At 71.0% G+C, this 13,715-nt stretch carries 13 protein-coding genes; 6 read left to right on the top strand and 7 right to left on the bottom strand.

The features are described 5' to 3' along the window. Positions 1–252: 252 nt before the first annotated feature. The 4 genes from folP (at position 253) to folK (ending at position 2,690) form a co-directional block, all read left to right on the top strand. Complete coding sequence (gene folP, locus ACFWBN_RS04440; RefSeq protein WP_385170349.1) at positions 253–1,125, top strand: dihydropteroate synthase; 873 nt, start codon at positions 253–255, stop codon at positions 1,123–1,125. A 25-nt stretch (positions 1,126–1,150) separates the two neighbouring features. After that, the gene (locus ACFWBN_RS04435) at positions 1,151–1,594 is read left to right on the top strand and encodes a nuclear transport factor 2 family protein (RefSeq protein WP_385170346.1); all 444 of its coding nucleotides are present in this window, start codon (positions 1,151–1,153) and stop codon (positions 1,592–1,594) included. A gap of 131 nt (positions 1,595–1,725) precedes the next feature. Continuing rightward, positions 1,726–2,085, top strand: coding sequence for a dihydroneopterin aldolase (gene folB / locus ACFWBN_RS04430; RefSeq protein WP_030010912.1), 360 nt, complete (start codon positions 1,726–1,728; stop codon positions 2,083–2,085). After that, complete coding sequence (gene folK / locus ACFWBN_RS04425) at positions 2,082–2,690, top strand: 2-amino-4-hydroxy-6-hydroxymethyldihydropteridine diphosphokinase (protein WP_385170343.1); 609 nt, start codon at positions 2,082–2,084, stop codon at positions 2,688–2,690. The genes folB and folK overlap by 4 nt, the downstream gene beginning before the upstream one ends. Here folK and ACFWBN_RS04420 read toward each other — a convergent pair. Next, the gene (locus ACFWBN_RS04420) at positions 2,650–4,623 is read right to left on the bottom strand and encodes a zinc ribbon domain-containing protein (protein ID WP_385170340.1); all 1,974 of its coding nucleotides are present in this window, start codon (positions 4,621–4,623) and stop codon (positions 2,650–2,652) included. The genes folK and ACFWBN_RS04420 overlap by 41 nt on opposite strands. 286 nt (positions 4,624–4,909) lie before the next feature. Between ACFWBN_RS04420 and ACFWBN_RS04415 the strand changes: the two genes are divergently transcribed. Next, the gene (locus ACFWBN_RS04415; RefSeq protein WP_385170337.1) at positions 4,910–5,395 is read left to right on the top strand and encodes a DUF3180 domain-containing protein; all 486 of its coding nucleotides are present in this window, start codon (positions 4,910–4,912) and stop codon (positions 5,393–5,395) included. A 39-nt stretch (positions 5,396–5,434) separates the two neighbouring features. Here the strand turns inward: ACFWBN_RS04415 and folE are convergent, their stop codons facing one another. The 6 genes from folE to dacB form a co-directional block, all read right to left on the bottom strand. Further along, positions 5,435–6,043 carry a GTP cyclohydrolase I FolE gene (gene folE / locus ACFWBN_RS04410; protein ID WP_385170334.1) on the bottom strand — a complete coding sequence of 203 codons (609 nt, stop codon included), beginning with the start codon at positions 6,041–6,043 and terminating at the stop codon, positions 5,435–5,437. A gap of 76 nt (positions 6,044–6,119) precedes the next feature. Further along, on the bottom strand, positions 6,120–8,156 hold the full coding sequence (gene ftsH, locus ACFWBN_RS04405; RefSeq protein WP_385170331.1) for an ATP-dependent zinc metalloprotease FtsH: 2,037 nt from the start codon (positions 8,154–8,156) through the stop codon (positions 6,120–6,122). A gap of 205 nt (positions 8,157–8,361) precedes the next feature. Next, positions 8,362–8,922 carry a hypoxanthine phosphoribosyltransferase gene (hpt, locus tag ACFWBN_RS04400; RefSeq protein ID WP_362394741.1) on the bottom strand — a complete coding sequence of 187 codons (561 nt, stop codon included), beginning with the start codon at positions 8,920–8,922 and terminating at the stop codon, positions 8,362–8,364. A 66-nt stretch (positions 8,923–8,988) separates the two neighbouring features. After that, entirely contained in the window at positions 8,989–10,050 is a 1,062-nt protein-coding gene (gene tilS / locus ACFWBN_RS04395) for a tRNA lysidine(34) synthetase TilS (protein ID WP_385170326.1), read from the bottom strand. A 244-nt stretch (positions 10,051–10,294) separates the two neighbouring features. Further along, positions 10,295–11,434, bottom strand: a complete 1,140-nt coding sequence (locus ACFWBN_RS04390; protein WP_385170323.1) for a zinc-dependent metalloprotease — start codon at positions 11,432–11,434, stop codon at positions 10,295–10,297. Positions 11,435–11,472: 38 nt separating this feature from the next. After that, positions 11,473–12,897: a D-alanyl-D-alanine carboxypeptidase/D-alanyl-D-alanine-endopeptidase gene (gene dacB / locus ACFWBN_RS04385; RefSeq protein WP_385170320.1), complete on the bottom strand. Its 1,425-nt coding sequence runs from the start codon at positions 12,895–12,897 to the stop codon at positions 11,473–11,475. 182 nt (positions 12,898–13,079) lie between these two features. On the opposite strand from dacB, the gene ACFWBN_RS04380 reads away from it, so the two are divergent. Next, positions 13,080–13,574 (top strand): inorganic diphosphatase, encoded by a 495-nt coding sequence (locus tag ACFWBN_RS04380; protein WP_030756147.1) that lies wholly within the window; start codon positions 13,080–13,082, stop codon positions 13,572–13,574. Positions 13,575–13,715 lie beyond the last annotated feature (141 nt).

The raw sequence follows: 13,715 nt of genomic DNA, 5'->3' as shown, positions 1-13,715 counted from the left end.
GGGCAATCCAGCCCCGCCGGCGCTTGAGGCGCCGGGGTCCGGGGCGGAGCCCCGATCTTTCAGCCCCGCCGGCGTTTGAGGCGCGGGGTCCGGGGCGGAGCCCCGGCAACGGCGCCGCACCCGCACACCCAGCGCCGGCGTTCGAGGCACGGGGGTCCGGGGGCGGAGCCCCGGGAACGGGGTCCGGGGCACAGCCCCCGCCCCGCCCCACCGCAACCGCCCGGCCAGGGCAAGGGCTCTACCCTTGAGCCCATGAACAGCAACCGCGGGCCGGCCCCCAGGGGCCAGGTAACAGGGCTGCCCGACTGGGACCGCTGCGCGGTCATGGGCGTCGTCAACGTCACCCCCGACTCCTTCTCCGACGGCGGCCGCTGGTTCGACACCACCGCCGCCGTCAAGCGCGGCCTCGACCTCGTCGCCCAGGGCGCCGACCTCGTCGACGTCGGCGGCGAGTCCACCCGCCCCGGCGCCCCCCGCGTCGACGAGGAGGAGGAGCTGCGCCGGGTGGTCCCCGTCGTGCGCGGCCTGGCCTCCGAGGGCGTCACCGTCTCCGTGGACACCATGCGCGCGGCCGTCGCCGCCCGGGCCGTCGCGGCCGGCGCCGTCCTCGTCAACGACGTCAGCGGCGGACTCGCCGACCCCGGCATGATCCCGGCCGTCGCGGCCGCCGAGGTCCCCTTCGTGGTCATGCACTGGCGCGGCTTCAGCGACACCATGAACAGCCTCGCCGTCTACGAGGACGTCCTCGCCGAGGTCACCGCCGAACTCGGCACCCGCATCGACGCGGTCGTCACCGGCGGGATCTCCCCCGAGCGGATCGTCGTCGACCCCGGCCTCGGCTTCGCGAAGAACGCCGAGCACGACCTGGCCCTCGTGGCCCACCTGCCCCGGCTGCGCGCACTCGGCTTCCCGCTGCTGGTCGCCGCGTCGAGGAAGCGTTTCCTCGGCCGGGTCCTGGCCGGCGCGGCCGACGCCGCCCCGCCGCCCGCCCGCGAGCGCGACGCCGCCACGGCCGCCGTCTCCGCGATCGCCGCCCACCAGGGCGCCTGGGCCGTACGGGTCCACGAAGTACGGGCCACCGCGGACGCGGTTCGCGTGGCCCGCGCCGTGGAAGGAGCGCTGTGACCCCTACCGACCGACAAGGAGCCACGTGAGCAGAACCGACATCGAAGCGGTCGAAGAGGTCAACACGGCCTTCTACGAGGCCATGGAGCGGGGGGACTTCGACGCACTGTCGGCGCTCTGGCTCGATGACGAGATCTCCTGCGTGCACCCCGGCTGGCCGGTGCTCTCCGGCCGCGGCGAGGTGCTGCGCTCGTACGCCCTGATCATGTCCCACACGGACTACATCCAGTTCTTCCTCACCGACACCAAGGTCGCCGTCATAGGCGACACCGCGCTGGTGACGTGTACGGAGAACATCCTCAGCGGCGGACCCGCCGAGGACGGCGGGGAGCTCGGCCCGCTGGTCGGCCAGCTGGTCGTCGCCACGAATGTGTTCCGACGCACATCCGAAGGCTGGCGACTCTGGTCCCACCACGGTTCTCCCGTCCTCGCGGACTCCGACGAAGAGGACGAAGAGGACACCTCCTGACCCCCTCCGGCGGGGTCCCGGGTATTTCGCAGGTAAATTCGAAGACGGACGACGCCGACCGCACTCGGCATAGGCCCATGGTTTCGGGGAGTCCCGGACCGGAAGCACCTACGAAAGCAGGAGTGATTCGCGTGGATCGAGTCGCGCTGCGCGGCCTCAAGGCTCGCGGGCACCACGGCGTCTTCCCCCGGGAGCGCGAGGAAGGCCAGACCTTCATCGTCGACCTCGTGCTGCACCTCGACACCCGCCCCGCGGCGGCCGGAGACGACCTGGCGAAGACCGTGCACTACGGGGTCGTCGCCGAAGAGGTCGTCGACGTGGTCCAGGGAGAGCCCGTCGACCTGATCGAGACCCTCGCCGAGCGGATCGCCCAGCAGTGCCTCAAGCACGAAGCGGTGGCACAGGTGGAGGTCGTCGTCCACAAGCCGGACGCGCCCATCACCGTCCCCTTCGACGACGTGACCATCACGATCACCCGGAGCCGCGCATGAACAACGGACTGAACGCCCAGAGCGACCCCACCGTCCAGCCGGTCCCCGCCTCCGTCGTCGAGGCGGTCGACGCGGCGGACGTCACCCTGTCCAACCCCAAATGGGCCGTCATCGCGCTCGGCGCGAACCTCGGCAACCGGCTGGAGACCCTCCAGGGCGCCATCGACGCCCTCGGCGACACCCCCGGCCTGCGGGTCAAGGCCGTCTCCCCCGTCTACGAGACCGAGCCGTGGGGCGTCGAGCCCGGCTCGCAGCCCGCGTACTTCAACGCGGTCGTCTCGGTGAAGACCACCCTGCCCCCGTCCTCGCTCCTGGAGCGCGGCCACGCCATCGAAGAGGCCTTCGACCGCGTCCGCGAGGAGCGCTGGGGCCCGCGCACGATCGACGTCGACATCGTCGCGTACGCCGACGTCGTCTCCGACGACCCCGTCCTCACCCTCCCGCACCCCCGCGCCCACCAGCGCGCCTTCGTGCTGGCCCCCTGGCACGACATCGACCCGGAGGCCCAGCTCCCGGGCCACGGCCCCGTCGCCGCCCTCCTGGCCGGAATCGGCCTCACCGGAGTCACGCCGCGCCCGGACCTGGAACTCCGCCTGCCGGAGTAGTCGTTCGCGTCTCTGATCGGCTGACTGATCCTGTGGTCAGACCTGTGTCCGAGAACGGGATCTCCCACTGTGGAGGACTCGTATGGGCATGGAGGTGGAATCCCGCGCCCAGTGCTGCTCCTCGTGGCCGGTGTCGGCTGGTGGTGGGTGTGCTGATCGTCGTCACGTCCTGGTGCCGGTGGGCTGCGCGGGGCAGCCGGTACCGGTCCGTATGAGCGTGTCCCTCCGGACGCTTTCCCGCCAGGCCTTGCGGTCTGGTGGGGGAGGGTGCCCTGCGTCGCCTGGGCGCGGGGCGTGTTGCCCGTCGCCGGGTGGGTCCGGTCTTGGACCGATCCTTCCGGCTGGTCTTCGGCGCAGTCGGCGTGATAACCGCGGCCGCTTCGAGTGTGTCCACCACCGTGCGGATGGCCATGATTCCGGTGGTGCGGTCGGTCACGGTCTTGGCCTGGTGTGCCAGACCGCGCGCTGCGATGCGCTGCCAGGCTCCTTGGTCGCGGTCTCCCTGCCAGGCGCAGGCGGGGCAGACAGCCCATTTCCAGCCAGGTGTGGTGGGCCGGTCGGGCGCCTTTCGGTGCCGTAGCGGGGTGAGGCACCGGGGGCAGTGCTTGGACGTGTTCCGCGCCGGGACGGTGACCACGGCGATGCCCGTCTCGGCGGCCAGGTGCCGCATGCGGTCGACGATCCGCCCGCGGACCTGCTGCGACATACGCGTGTTCATGGTGCGGCCCATGCCGCTGGCTTCCATGGAGCGGAGGTCTTCGACGTAGATGACGCTCGCCCGTACGGTGATGGCCTGATCGACCGCCCACCGGGCGGCCGCCCACGCCAACGCGTCATTGAGGTTCGACCGTCGTGCGGACACGTGCTGAATCTCGTCCCGCAGGACGGCGTGATCAGTGTCGAGGGCGGTCGGAGCCTCGCGTCCGAGCCTCGCGTGTCCGGCGAGGAGCCGTCCGTAGTGGTCAGCCTTGGTCTGTAAACGCTCGGACAGTCGGCGCAGGCGGTGCTGTTTGGCGAGAACACCGGCGGCGCGGAACATGCCCCCGGATCCGAGGGCGGTGATCTGCCCGTCGTCGTGGAGCCGGGCAGACCCAGCGGACAACAGGGTGTTCAACCCCCAGTCCACACCGAGCGCCACCCTGTGCCCGCTGCCGGTCGATCTCGGCACGGCATGGGTGTAGGCGAGATCTGCGCGGACGAGGCCCTGGCACGGGCGCAGAGTGGGCAGGTGCAGCACAGCCCGCGCCGGGATCGTCGGGGGCAGTTCGATGGGGCACGACACCCATGTCCAGTCCTTGTACGACCGCGGTTCGGGCCGGGTGGGAAGCTGGAGGCGCAGGAGCGCACGGCCCGGCTCGTCCGCCCGTTCGATGGTCGCCTGCTGTCTGTCGCAGGCGGACAGCAGGAGCATCCGTGCCGGTCTGGGGGTGTTCTCCATCTCGAACAGATCGGCGGGCATCCGCCCGTGCTTCGTGGAGAAGGCGGCGATCTGCCGGGTGCGGCCCTTGAAGACGCTGGACGGCAGACGCGTCCCGTCCGGCACCGCCGCACGCACCGCATCCCACTCCTGTCCCGTACGCCTGTCCGAGTCGGCGGGCCAGGTCGCGATCACCCCGCCGATCAGTTCGGCACGCCACTTCACGGACCGCAGGAGGCGCCCGGCCTGCTCCTGTGCCATGCGAACGATCCGGTCATTGACCCGCACGCCCTCCGGCGCCGCAGCAGTCCATCCCAGACGGCGCAGCGCCACGCACGCGCTCGAAGGCAGCCTCCTGCCTCCGTAGTCCTCTCCGGACGCGAGAACGTCCACATCGGCGGCATTCCAGTGCCCGGCCAGCAGGTCGGCGACCATGCCGGCCACCAGCTCTGCACACCAGCCGACCCGCTCCGCCAGTACCGATGAGGACAGGAACTCGCCGCTCTCCTCATCCACCCCCCTCCGCAACAGAACACGAGCACAAGCGGTCCGAGCCGCCTCGCCCCGGAGGAGCGGCACCTTCCGCGTCACCCCTCGCCCCCCTGCTGTCCAGTGCTGTCATCGGATCAACGACGACCCCAACAGAAGGTCACGCATTCGACCCATGAACTCACATACGGCACCTCTCACACACCGGACATCACGGCGAGAACCCGACACCATCGCCACGTACGCGGGGGGAACTGTGCGAGCCTGTGGACTGCTGACGGATCGTGTGCGGCGGAAAGCGGGGAACGGGCAAGTGAAGCAACTGAGGCCGGCGGTCCTGGCGGGGATCTTCGTCGTCGCCGGGGTCCTGTCCTGGGCGGGTGCCCGCCTGTGGAACGCGTACGGCACCCTGCCGGGCGTTCCGCTGGCCGCGCCGATCGTCCTGGGCGCCATCGCCGCGATCCTCCTGGCGACGGCCCTGTCGATGCGGGCCCGCCTCAAGGCCCAGCGGGAGCGCCGCCCGGGCGCCAAGGGCGTGGAGCCGCTGATGGCGGCCCGCGCGGTGGTCTTCGGCCAGGCCAGCGCCCTGGTGGCGGCCCTCGTGGCGGGCGCCTACGGCGGCGTGGGCGTCTTCCTGCTGATGGACTCCCTCGACGTCCCCGCCCGCCGGGACCAGGCCTGGTACGCCGGCTTCTCGGTCCTGGCGGGCGCGGCCGTCATCGCCGCCGCCCTCTTCCTGGAACACGTCCTGAAGCTCCCGGAGGACGACGACCCCGACAAGGCCCACGCCACCGCCTAGGAGCCGGTGGCCGGCCGCTGCCGGGACGGCCCTGCCGGGTCAGCGCGCCATGATGAGGCTCATGGCCTCGTTGCGGGTCGCGGGGTCGCGGAGCTGGCCGCGGACCGCCGAGGTGATGGTCTTCGCGCCGGGCTTGCGGACGCCGCGCATGGTCATGCACATGTGCTCGCACTCGATGACCACGATGCAGCCTCGCGGGTCCAGGATCTCCATCAGGGAGTCCGCGATCTGCGTGGTCAGCCGCTCCTGGACCTGGGGGCGGCGGGCGTAGACGTCCACCAGGCGGGCCAGCTTCGACAGGCCGGTGATCTTGCCGTCGGTGGACGGGATGTAGCCGACGTGCGCCACACCGTGGAAGGGGACGAGGTGGTGCTCACAGGAACTCATGACCTCGATGTCCTTCACCAGGACCATCTCGTCGTGGCCCAGGTCGAACGTCGTCGTCAGGACCTCTTCGGGCTTCTGGTAGAGGCCGGCGAATATCTCCTTGTACGCCCGCGCCACGCGCGCCGGGGTCTCCAGGAGGCCCTCGCGGTCCGGGTCCTCGCCGACCGCGATCAGGAGCTCACGGACCGCCGCCTCGGCGCGCTTCTCGTCGAACACACCGATCGTGCCCTCGTCGCCGGTCAGGGTCACTGGGTCCGTCATCGCTTCCTCGTTCCTGTGAAAAGTGCCGCGCCCCCCAGGCTAGAACCTGGGGGGCGCGGCTTCCATTCCGGGTGGATCAGACTTCGGGGCGGTCCTCCGGGGCCACCTCGATGCCCTTCTCCGTGGAGACCGGCGTGACGGCGGTGGCCGCCGACGTGCCGTTCGCGGAGTTCGTCAGCTGGAGCTCCTTGGGAGAGAGCACCGGCGGACGGGTGGAGGGGGTGCGGCGGGAGGAGCCGGTCCACGCGGGGCGGGCCGGACGCTTCACGATCGTGGAGAAGATCTCGGCGATCTGCTCCTTGTTCAGCGTTTCCTTCTCCAGCAGCGCGAGGACCAGGTTGTCGAGGACGTCACGGTTCTCGACGAGGATCTCCCAGGCCTCGTTGTGCGCGGTCTCGATGAGCTTCTTGACCTCTTCGTCGACCAGCGCCGCGACCTCTTCCGAGTAGTCCCGCGGGTGCGCCATCTCGCGCCCCAGGAACGGCTCGGTGTTGTCGCCGCCGAACTTGATCGCGCCCAGCCGCTCGGTCATGCCGTACTGCGTGACCATCGCGCGGGCCGTTGCCGTGGCCTTCTCGATGTCGTTCGCCGCGCCGGTGGTCGGGTCGTGGAAGACCAGCTCCTCGGCCGCGCGCCCGCCCAGCATGTACGCGAGCTGGTCGAGCATCTCGTTGCGCGTGGTGGAGTACTTGTCCTCGTCGGGCAGGACCATCGTGTAGCCCAGGGCCCGGCCGCGGGACAGGATCGTGATCTTGTGGACCGGGTCGGAGTTCGGGGAGGCCGCCGCGACCAGGGCGTGACCGCCCTCGTGGTACGCGGTGATCTTCTTTTCCCGGTCCGACATGATCCGGGTCCGCTTCTGCGGACCCGCCACGACGCGGTCGATCGCCTCGTCCAGCGCGTGGTTGTCGACCAGCTTCTTGTCCGAGCGGGCCGTGAGCAGCGCGGCCTCGTTCAGGACGTTGGAGAGATCGGCACCGGTGAAGCCGGGCGTACGACGGGCGACCGCACCCAGGTCGACGTCCGGGGCGACCGGCTTGCCCTTCTGGTGAACCTTGAGGATCTCCAGACGGCCCTGCATGTCCGGGCGGTCGACCGCGATCTGCCGGTCGAAGCGGCCGGGGCGCAGGAGCGCCGGGTCGAGGATGTCCGGACGGTTCGTGGCGGCGATCAGGATGACCCCGCCCTTCACGTCGAAGCCGTCCATCTCGACCAGCAGCTGGTTGAGGGTCTGCTCGCGCTCGTCGTGACCGCCGCCGAGACCCGCACCGCGGTGCCGGCCGACGGCGTCGATCTCGTCGACGAAGACGATCGCCGGTGCGTTGGCCTTGGCCTGTTCGAACAGGTCGCGGACACGCGAGGCACCGACACCGACGAACATCTCGACGAAGTCGGAACCGGAGATCGAGTAGAAGGGGACACCGGCCTCGCCCGCGACGGCACGCGCGAGCAGGGTCTTACCGGTGCCGGGCGGGCCGTAGAGCAGCACGCCCTTGGGGATCTTGGCGCCGACGGCCTGGAACTTCGCCGGCTCCTGGAGGAACTCCTTGATCTCGTGGAGTTCCTCGACGGCCTCGTCCGCGCCCGCGACATCGGCGAACGTGGTCTTCGGGGTGTCCTTGGTGATGAGCTTGGCCTTGGACTTCCCGAAGTTCATGACTCGGGAGCCGCCGCCCTGCATCTGGTTCATCAGGAACAGGAAGACAACGACGATGAGGACGAAGGGCAGGAGCGAGAGCAGCACGCTCAGGAACGGGCTGGTCTTGTCCGGAGTGACGGAGTATCCGTCAGGGATCTGACCGGCTTCGTACTTGGTCTGGAGGTTCTGGGCGAGCTGGACGCCCTGATCCCCGATGTAGTTGGCCTGGAACTTGGTGCCGTCGTGCTTGCCGAGCTTCTGGCCTTGGCTCAGCTCGATCTTGATCATCTGGCTGTCGCCGGTGGTCAGCTTCGCTGTCTCCACCTGGCCACTGTTGATCGCCTTGATGACCTCGCTGGTGTCCACCGACTTGTAGCCGCCGCCGGAGCCGACGACATTCATCAACACGACCACGGCGAGGACGGCCAGCACGATCCACATGACCGGCCCACGGAAGTATCGCTTCACGTCCATCCATACGGGGCGCCAGGCACCCCGTCCCTCCTGCCCGTAGGTAAATGCTGCTGTGAGTAAAGACTGTTCTTCGGAATGTACCCCTGTATTGTCACCCGCGGCCTCGTGGGACGGCTGACAGACCCGCCTTCCCCTGCTCCAACGGCGGGAATCGTCCCCAGGTTCCCCAAGCCTTCATCGGGGTTCCCGGGGACCGGGAGCGGGATCAGCCGCCGTAGACGTGCGGGGCGAGCGTGCCGACGAACGGCAGGTTGCGGTACTTCTCCGCGTAGTCGAGGCCGTAGCCCACGACGAACTCGTTCGGGATGTCGAAGCCGACCCACTTCACGTCGATCGCGACCTTCGCCGCATCGGGCTTGCGCAGCAGCGTGACGACCTCCAGGGAGGCCGGCTGGCGCGAGCCCAGGTTCGACAGCAGCCAGGACAGCGTCAGACCGGAGTCGATGATGTCCTCGACGATCAGGACGTGCTTGTCCTTGATGTCGGTGTCCAGGTCCTTGAGGATCCGCACCACGCCGGAGGACTGGGTCCCGGCGCCGTACGAGGACACCGCCATCCAGTCCATGGTGAGCGGGGTGGACAAGGCGCGCGCCAGGTCCGCCATCACCATCACCGCGCCCTTGAGGACGCCGACGATGAGCAGGTCCTTGCCCGCGTACTCCGCGTCGATCTTCGCGGCCAGCTCGGCCAGCTTCGCGTCGATCTCTTCCTTGGTGATGAGCACCGACTGGAGGTCGCCGCCCATGTCCTTCTCGTCCACCCGCATCACTTTCGTTGTCGGCCGGGGCTCCGGGGGGTGCCCCCGGAGGACTCAGCCGTGTTTCAGCACCAATCAGCCCTGCCGGATGACAAGTCTGCCACCCTGCCGCTGGGCCTCGACCCGGCCGGGCAGGTTGATGGCGCCCTGACCGCGCCATCCGGTGATGAGGCGGTCGACTTCCTCGATGTGGCGGGCGAAGAGGGAGCCTGCGGGAGAACCGGCGGCGACCACGGCCCTGCGCAGCACCCGGCGGCGGACGGCCGGGGGCAGGGCGTACAGCTTGGCGCACTCCAGGCGGCCGTCTTCGTCGCGTACGCCGGTCTCCGCCTCGGCGGCCCAGGCGTCCAGGGCGTCGGCGTCGTCGCGGGAGAGCTGGGCGGTTCGGGCGAGTGCCTCGACGACCCCCTTGCCCAGCGCCTTCTCCAGGGCGGGCAGTCCCTCGTGGCGCAGGCGGGAGCGGGTGTAGGCGGGGTCGATGTTGTGCGGGTCGTCCCAGACGGGGAGGGACTGGACCATGCAGGCCTTGCGGGCGGTCTGCCGGTCGACCTGGAGGAAGGGGCGGCGGTAGCGGTGGCTGCGGCCGGGCCCGCCGGAGACTTCGGCCATGCCGGACAGGGAGCGGATGCCGGAACCGCGGGCGAGGCCCAGCAGGACGGTTTCGGCTTGATCGTCCCGGGTGTGGCCGAGCAGCACGGCGGCAGCGCCCAGCCGGTCGGCGGCCTCGTCCAGGGCCCCGTAGCGGGCGTCGCGGGCGGCGGCCTCGGGTCCGCCGTCACGGCCGACGCGCACGGCGACGGACTCCACCGGGTCGAGGCGGAGGGCGGTCATGCGGGAGACGACCTCGGCGGCGCGGAGGTCGGAGCCGGGCTGGAGGCCGTGGTCGACGGTGATGCCGCCGGCCCGGATGCCGAGCTTGGGCGCTTCGAAGGCGAGGGCCGAGGCGAGGGCCATGGAGTCGGCGCCGCCGGAGCAGGCGACGAGGACGAGCGGCGGGGTGCCGAGAGCGGCGCGGGGGTCGCCGATGGGGGTCCGCCCGGACGGGGTCCGGGGGAGGTCGGTGAGGTCGGTGAGGACGTCGTGGAGTACGCGGCGGACCGCCAGGCGTATCGCCGCGACCGCAGGATGGGGACCCATGTCCGGTGCCCTTCGATGGTGTTCGGATGCCTCGGAGGCTTCTGGGGGTGTGGTGCGCTGGGGGTGGTGCCCGGGTACCCCCGCGGGGCGGGGGCTGTCACTCAGGGATGTCACTCAGAGTGCGACGATGGTGACAGAACCGAGCCGTTCCCCGAGCATCGCACGCCCTTCCACGGCCCACGGTCCCTCGGACGGGTGATGCTGCTTCCCCCAGTGAGACATGTTTACGCCCCCTGCGTCACCCTCATTCGCTCTCTTCGCTCCCCTTGCGGTGTACGCGGGCCACCCAGTCCGCGGGCCTGGCGATCTCTGCCTTTGTCGGCAGTGTGTTCGGGGAGGTCCAGACCCGGTTGAAGCCGTCCATGCCGACCTGGCCGACGACGGCGCGCACGAAGCGCTCGCCGTCGCGGTACTGGCGCAGCTTGGCGTCGAGGCCGAGCAGCTTGCGCAGCGCGGCGTCGAGGCGGCCCGCCCCGCTGGCCCGGCGCTGCTGGAACTTCTCGCGGATCTCGGCGACGGAGGGCACCACCTGCGGCCCTACGCCGTCCATGACGTAGTCGGCGTGTCCCTCCAGCAGGGACATGACGGCGGTCAGCCGGCCCAGCACCTCGCGCTGCTCGGGCGTCTGCACGATCTCGACGAGGGAGCGGCCCTCGTCGCCGCGCTCGGCGTCGGGACGGGCGCCCGCGAAGGACTGGGCGGCCTCGCGCAGGCGCTCCAGGACGGTCACCGGGTCCACTTCGGTGGCTCCGAGGAACGTCTGGATTTCGCCCTCGAGGTGGTCGCGGAGCCACGGGACGGCCGTGAACTGGGTACGGTGCGTCTCCTCGTGCAGGCAGACCCACAGCCGGAAGTCGTGCGGGTTCACCTCCAGCTCGCGCTCGACGTGCACGATGTTGGGCGCGACGAGCAGCAGCCGGCCGCCGCCGGTGCCGGAGCCCGGCAGCTCGCGGGAGACCGGCGCGAAGGTCTCGTACTGGCCGAGGACCCGGGAGGCCAGGAAGCTCAGCAGCATGCCCAGCTCGACGCCGGTGACCTTGCCGCCCACCGCGCCGAAGACGGCTGCCCCGGGGGTGCCCGCGCGGCGGTCCTGCAGTTTGCCGAGGAGCGGCTGGAGCAGCTCGCGGAAGCCGGCCACATTGGCCTTGACCCAGCCGGCCCGGTCGACGACCAGGACGGGCGTGTCGTTGACGGGCGTCCCGTCCTGGATCATCCGGGTGAACTCGCGCACGTGCCGTTCCGAGGTCCTGGCGTGCCCGCGCAGCTCCGCGACGACGGCCCGGGCCTCGTCCCGGCTGACCTCCGGGCCGGGCCGCACCAGCCGGGTCGCGGTCGCCACCGCGAGGTTCCAGTCGACCATCTCCGCACCACTGATGCTCGTCATGCGTCAACCGTACGTGGACCAGGGCTTTCGCGGACCCCCTACGGAGTGCCCGCGACGGCGGCGGCCAGCTTGTCGAGCCCCTTCTCGGCGGTCGGCCCGTCGGCGCTGTTCGCGGTCAGGAAGGCGAAGGCGAGCAGCCTCCCCGACGGATCCACGACCGTCCCCGAGAGCGAGTTGACGCCGGTCAGGGTGCCGGTCTTGGCCCGGAGCAGGCCGGCGGCCGGGGAGGTGCCGGCGTTGCGGCTGCGCAGGGTCCCGGTGAATCCGGCGACGGGCAGTCCGGTCAGGACCGGCCGGAGCTCGGGGTGCTGGGGGTCGGCGGCCTTGGCGAGGACCCCGGTCAGCAGCCCGGCGCTGACCTTGTCGGCCCGGTTGAGCCCGCTGCCGTCGGCCAACCGCGACCCGGCGACGTCCACCCCCAGGCCGGCGAGCTTGGCGCTCACGGCCTTCTCGGCGCCCTCGAAGCTGGCGGGCTGCCCGGAGGCGAGGGCGGTCTGCCGGGCGAGGGCCTCGGCGATGTCGTTGTCGCTGTTGGTGAGCATCCGCTCGACGAGCCCGGCCAGCGGGGTGGAGTGGGTGACGGCCAGCGGCTGGGCACCGTCCGCGGCCTTCGCCCGTACGGGTTCGCCGGTGACCTTGACCCCGCGCTCCGCCAGCAGGTCGGCGAAGGCCCGTGCGGCGGCCTTGGAGGGGTCCTCGGCCCGCTCGACCGGCCCGGAGGTGGAGTCGTCGGGGCGGCCCTCGTCGGCCGCCAGGGCGGTCACGAGGGCGATGTTGGGGTTGACGCCGATGGGATGGCGGGCGGGCCCGGTGTAGAGGCTGTCGTCGTACGCCAGGGTCACGCTCACGGTCCCGGCGGCCTTCAGCGCCTGCGCGGTGTCGGCGGCGAGCGCGACGAGGCTGCCGCCCGCCCCGGCCGGGCTCTTCTTCTTGGCGGTCAGCGACGGATCGCCGCCCCCCACCAGAACGATCTGCCCGGGGCCGCCCCCGGGAACGACGGTGGTCTTGATCCGATGCTCGGGCCCGAGCGCGGCCAGCGCCGCCGCAGCGGTAACGATCTTGATGGTCGAGGCGGGCGTCATGGCGTCCCGGGCCCCGGCCTCGTACAGCACCTGCCCGGTGGCGGTGTCGACGACGGAGGCGGTACGCACGGTGCCGAGCGCGGGATCGGCGAGCAGCGGCTTCAACGCGGCGGCGAGCCCTTCGGAGGCGACCGCGGCCTGCCCGCGCGGGACCCCCGGCCCGACGGCCCCGAGCACCCCGGGGGCGCTGGGCGCGGCCTGCGGCAGCGGCTCTCCACCGTGATCTGCGCCACCCGTACGGCCCCAGGAGGCGGCCCTGTCCCGCTCGGCCTTACGCTGGCCGGAGTCCCATGGACCGGCGGCGGCCACCACTGCCACCGACAGGGCCAGGCCGGAGACGGCCGACCCCGCGATGAGCTGCCACGTCTTGACCAATGGCACCTCGGACCAGCCCCTTTCGCGATCACACATATGCGTGAGGGACACTTAATCACTGCGTCTTGCCGCGAGCATGGCACCCCACCCGGCTGGGGGTACCCGCCCAGCGGTAGCTGGGGGAGGCTGGGCCGGACGCGCACGCAGTTGAATTCAATGCAGTCTCGAAGCATATGGAGGAGCAGGACGTGGAGTTCGACGTCACCATCGAGATCCCCAAGGGTTCGCGGAACAAGTACGAGGTGGACCACGAGACCGGCCGGATCCGTCTGGACCGTCGTCTCTTCACCTCGACCAGCTACCCGGCCGACTACGGCTTCGTCGAGAACACCCTCGGCGAGGACGGCGACCCGCTGGACGCGCTGGTCATCCTTGACGAGCCGACCTTCCCGGGCTGCCTGATCAAGTGCCGCGCCATCGGCATGTTCAACATGACGGACGAGGCGGGCGGCGACGCCAAGCTGCTGTGCGTGCCGGCCTCCGACCCGCGTGTCGAGCACCTGCGCGACATCCACCACGTCTCCGAGTTCGACCGCCTGGAGATCCAGCACTTCTTCGAGGTCTACAAGGACCTGGAGCCGGGCAAGTCCGTCGAGGGCGCGAACTGGGTCGGCCGCACCGAGGCCGAGGCCGAGATCGAGGCCTCGTTCAAGCGCCTCGAGGCCCAGGGCGGCCACCACTGAGCTCCCGCTCAGGTGTAACGGGCCGGGGCACTCCCCCGCACCCCGCGTGACAAGGCGGGCGGTATCCCCTCGGGGACACCGCCCGCCTTCGCGTTCCGCCCCACCCCGGTGGCGCGAAGGGGGCCGGGACCCCGCCCGGCC

It is taken from the genome of Streptomyces sp. NPDC059989, assembly GCF_042736975.1.
Taxonomy (GTDB): Bacteria; Actinomycetota; Actinomycetes; order Streptomycetales; family Streptomycetaceae; genus Streptomyces.
Note: the sequence above shows the minus strand (reverse complement) of the source record. Positions and strands in the feature narration are given on the sequence as shown.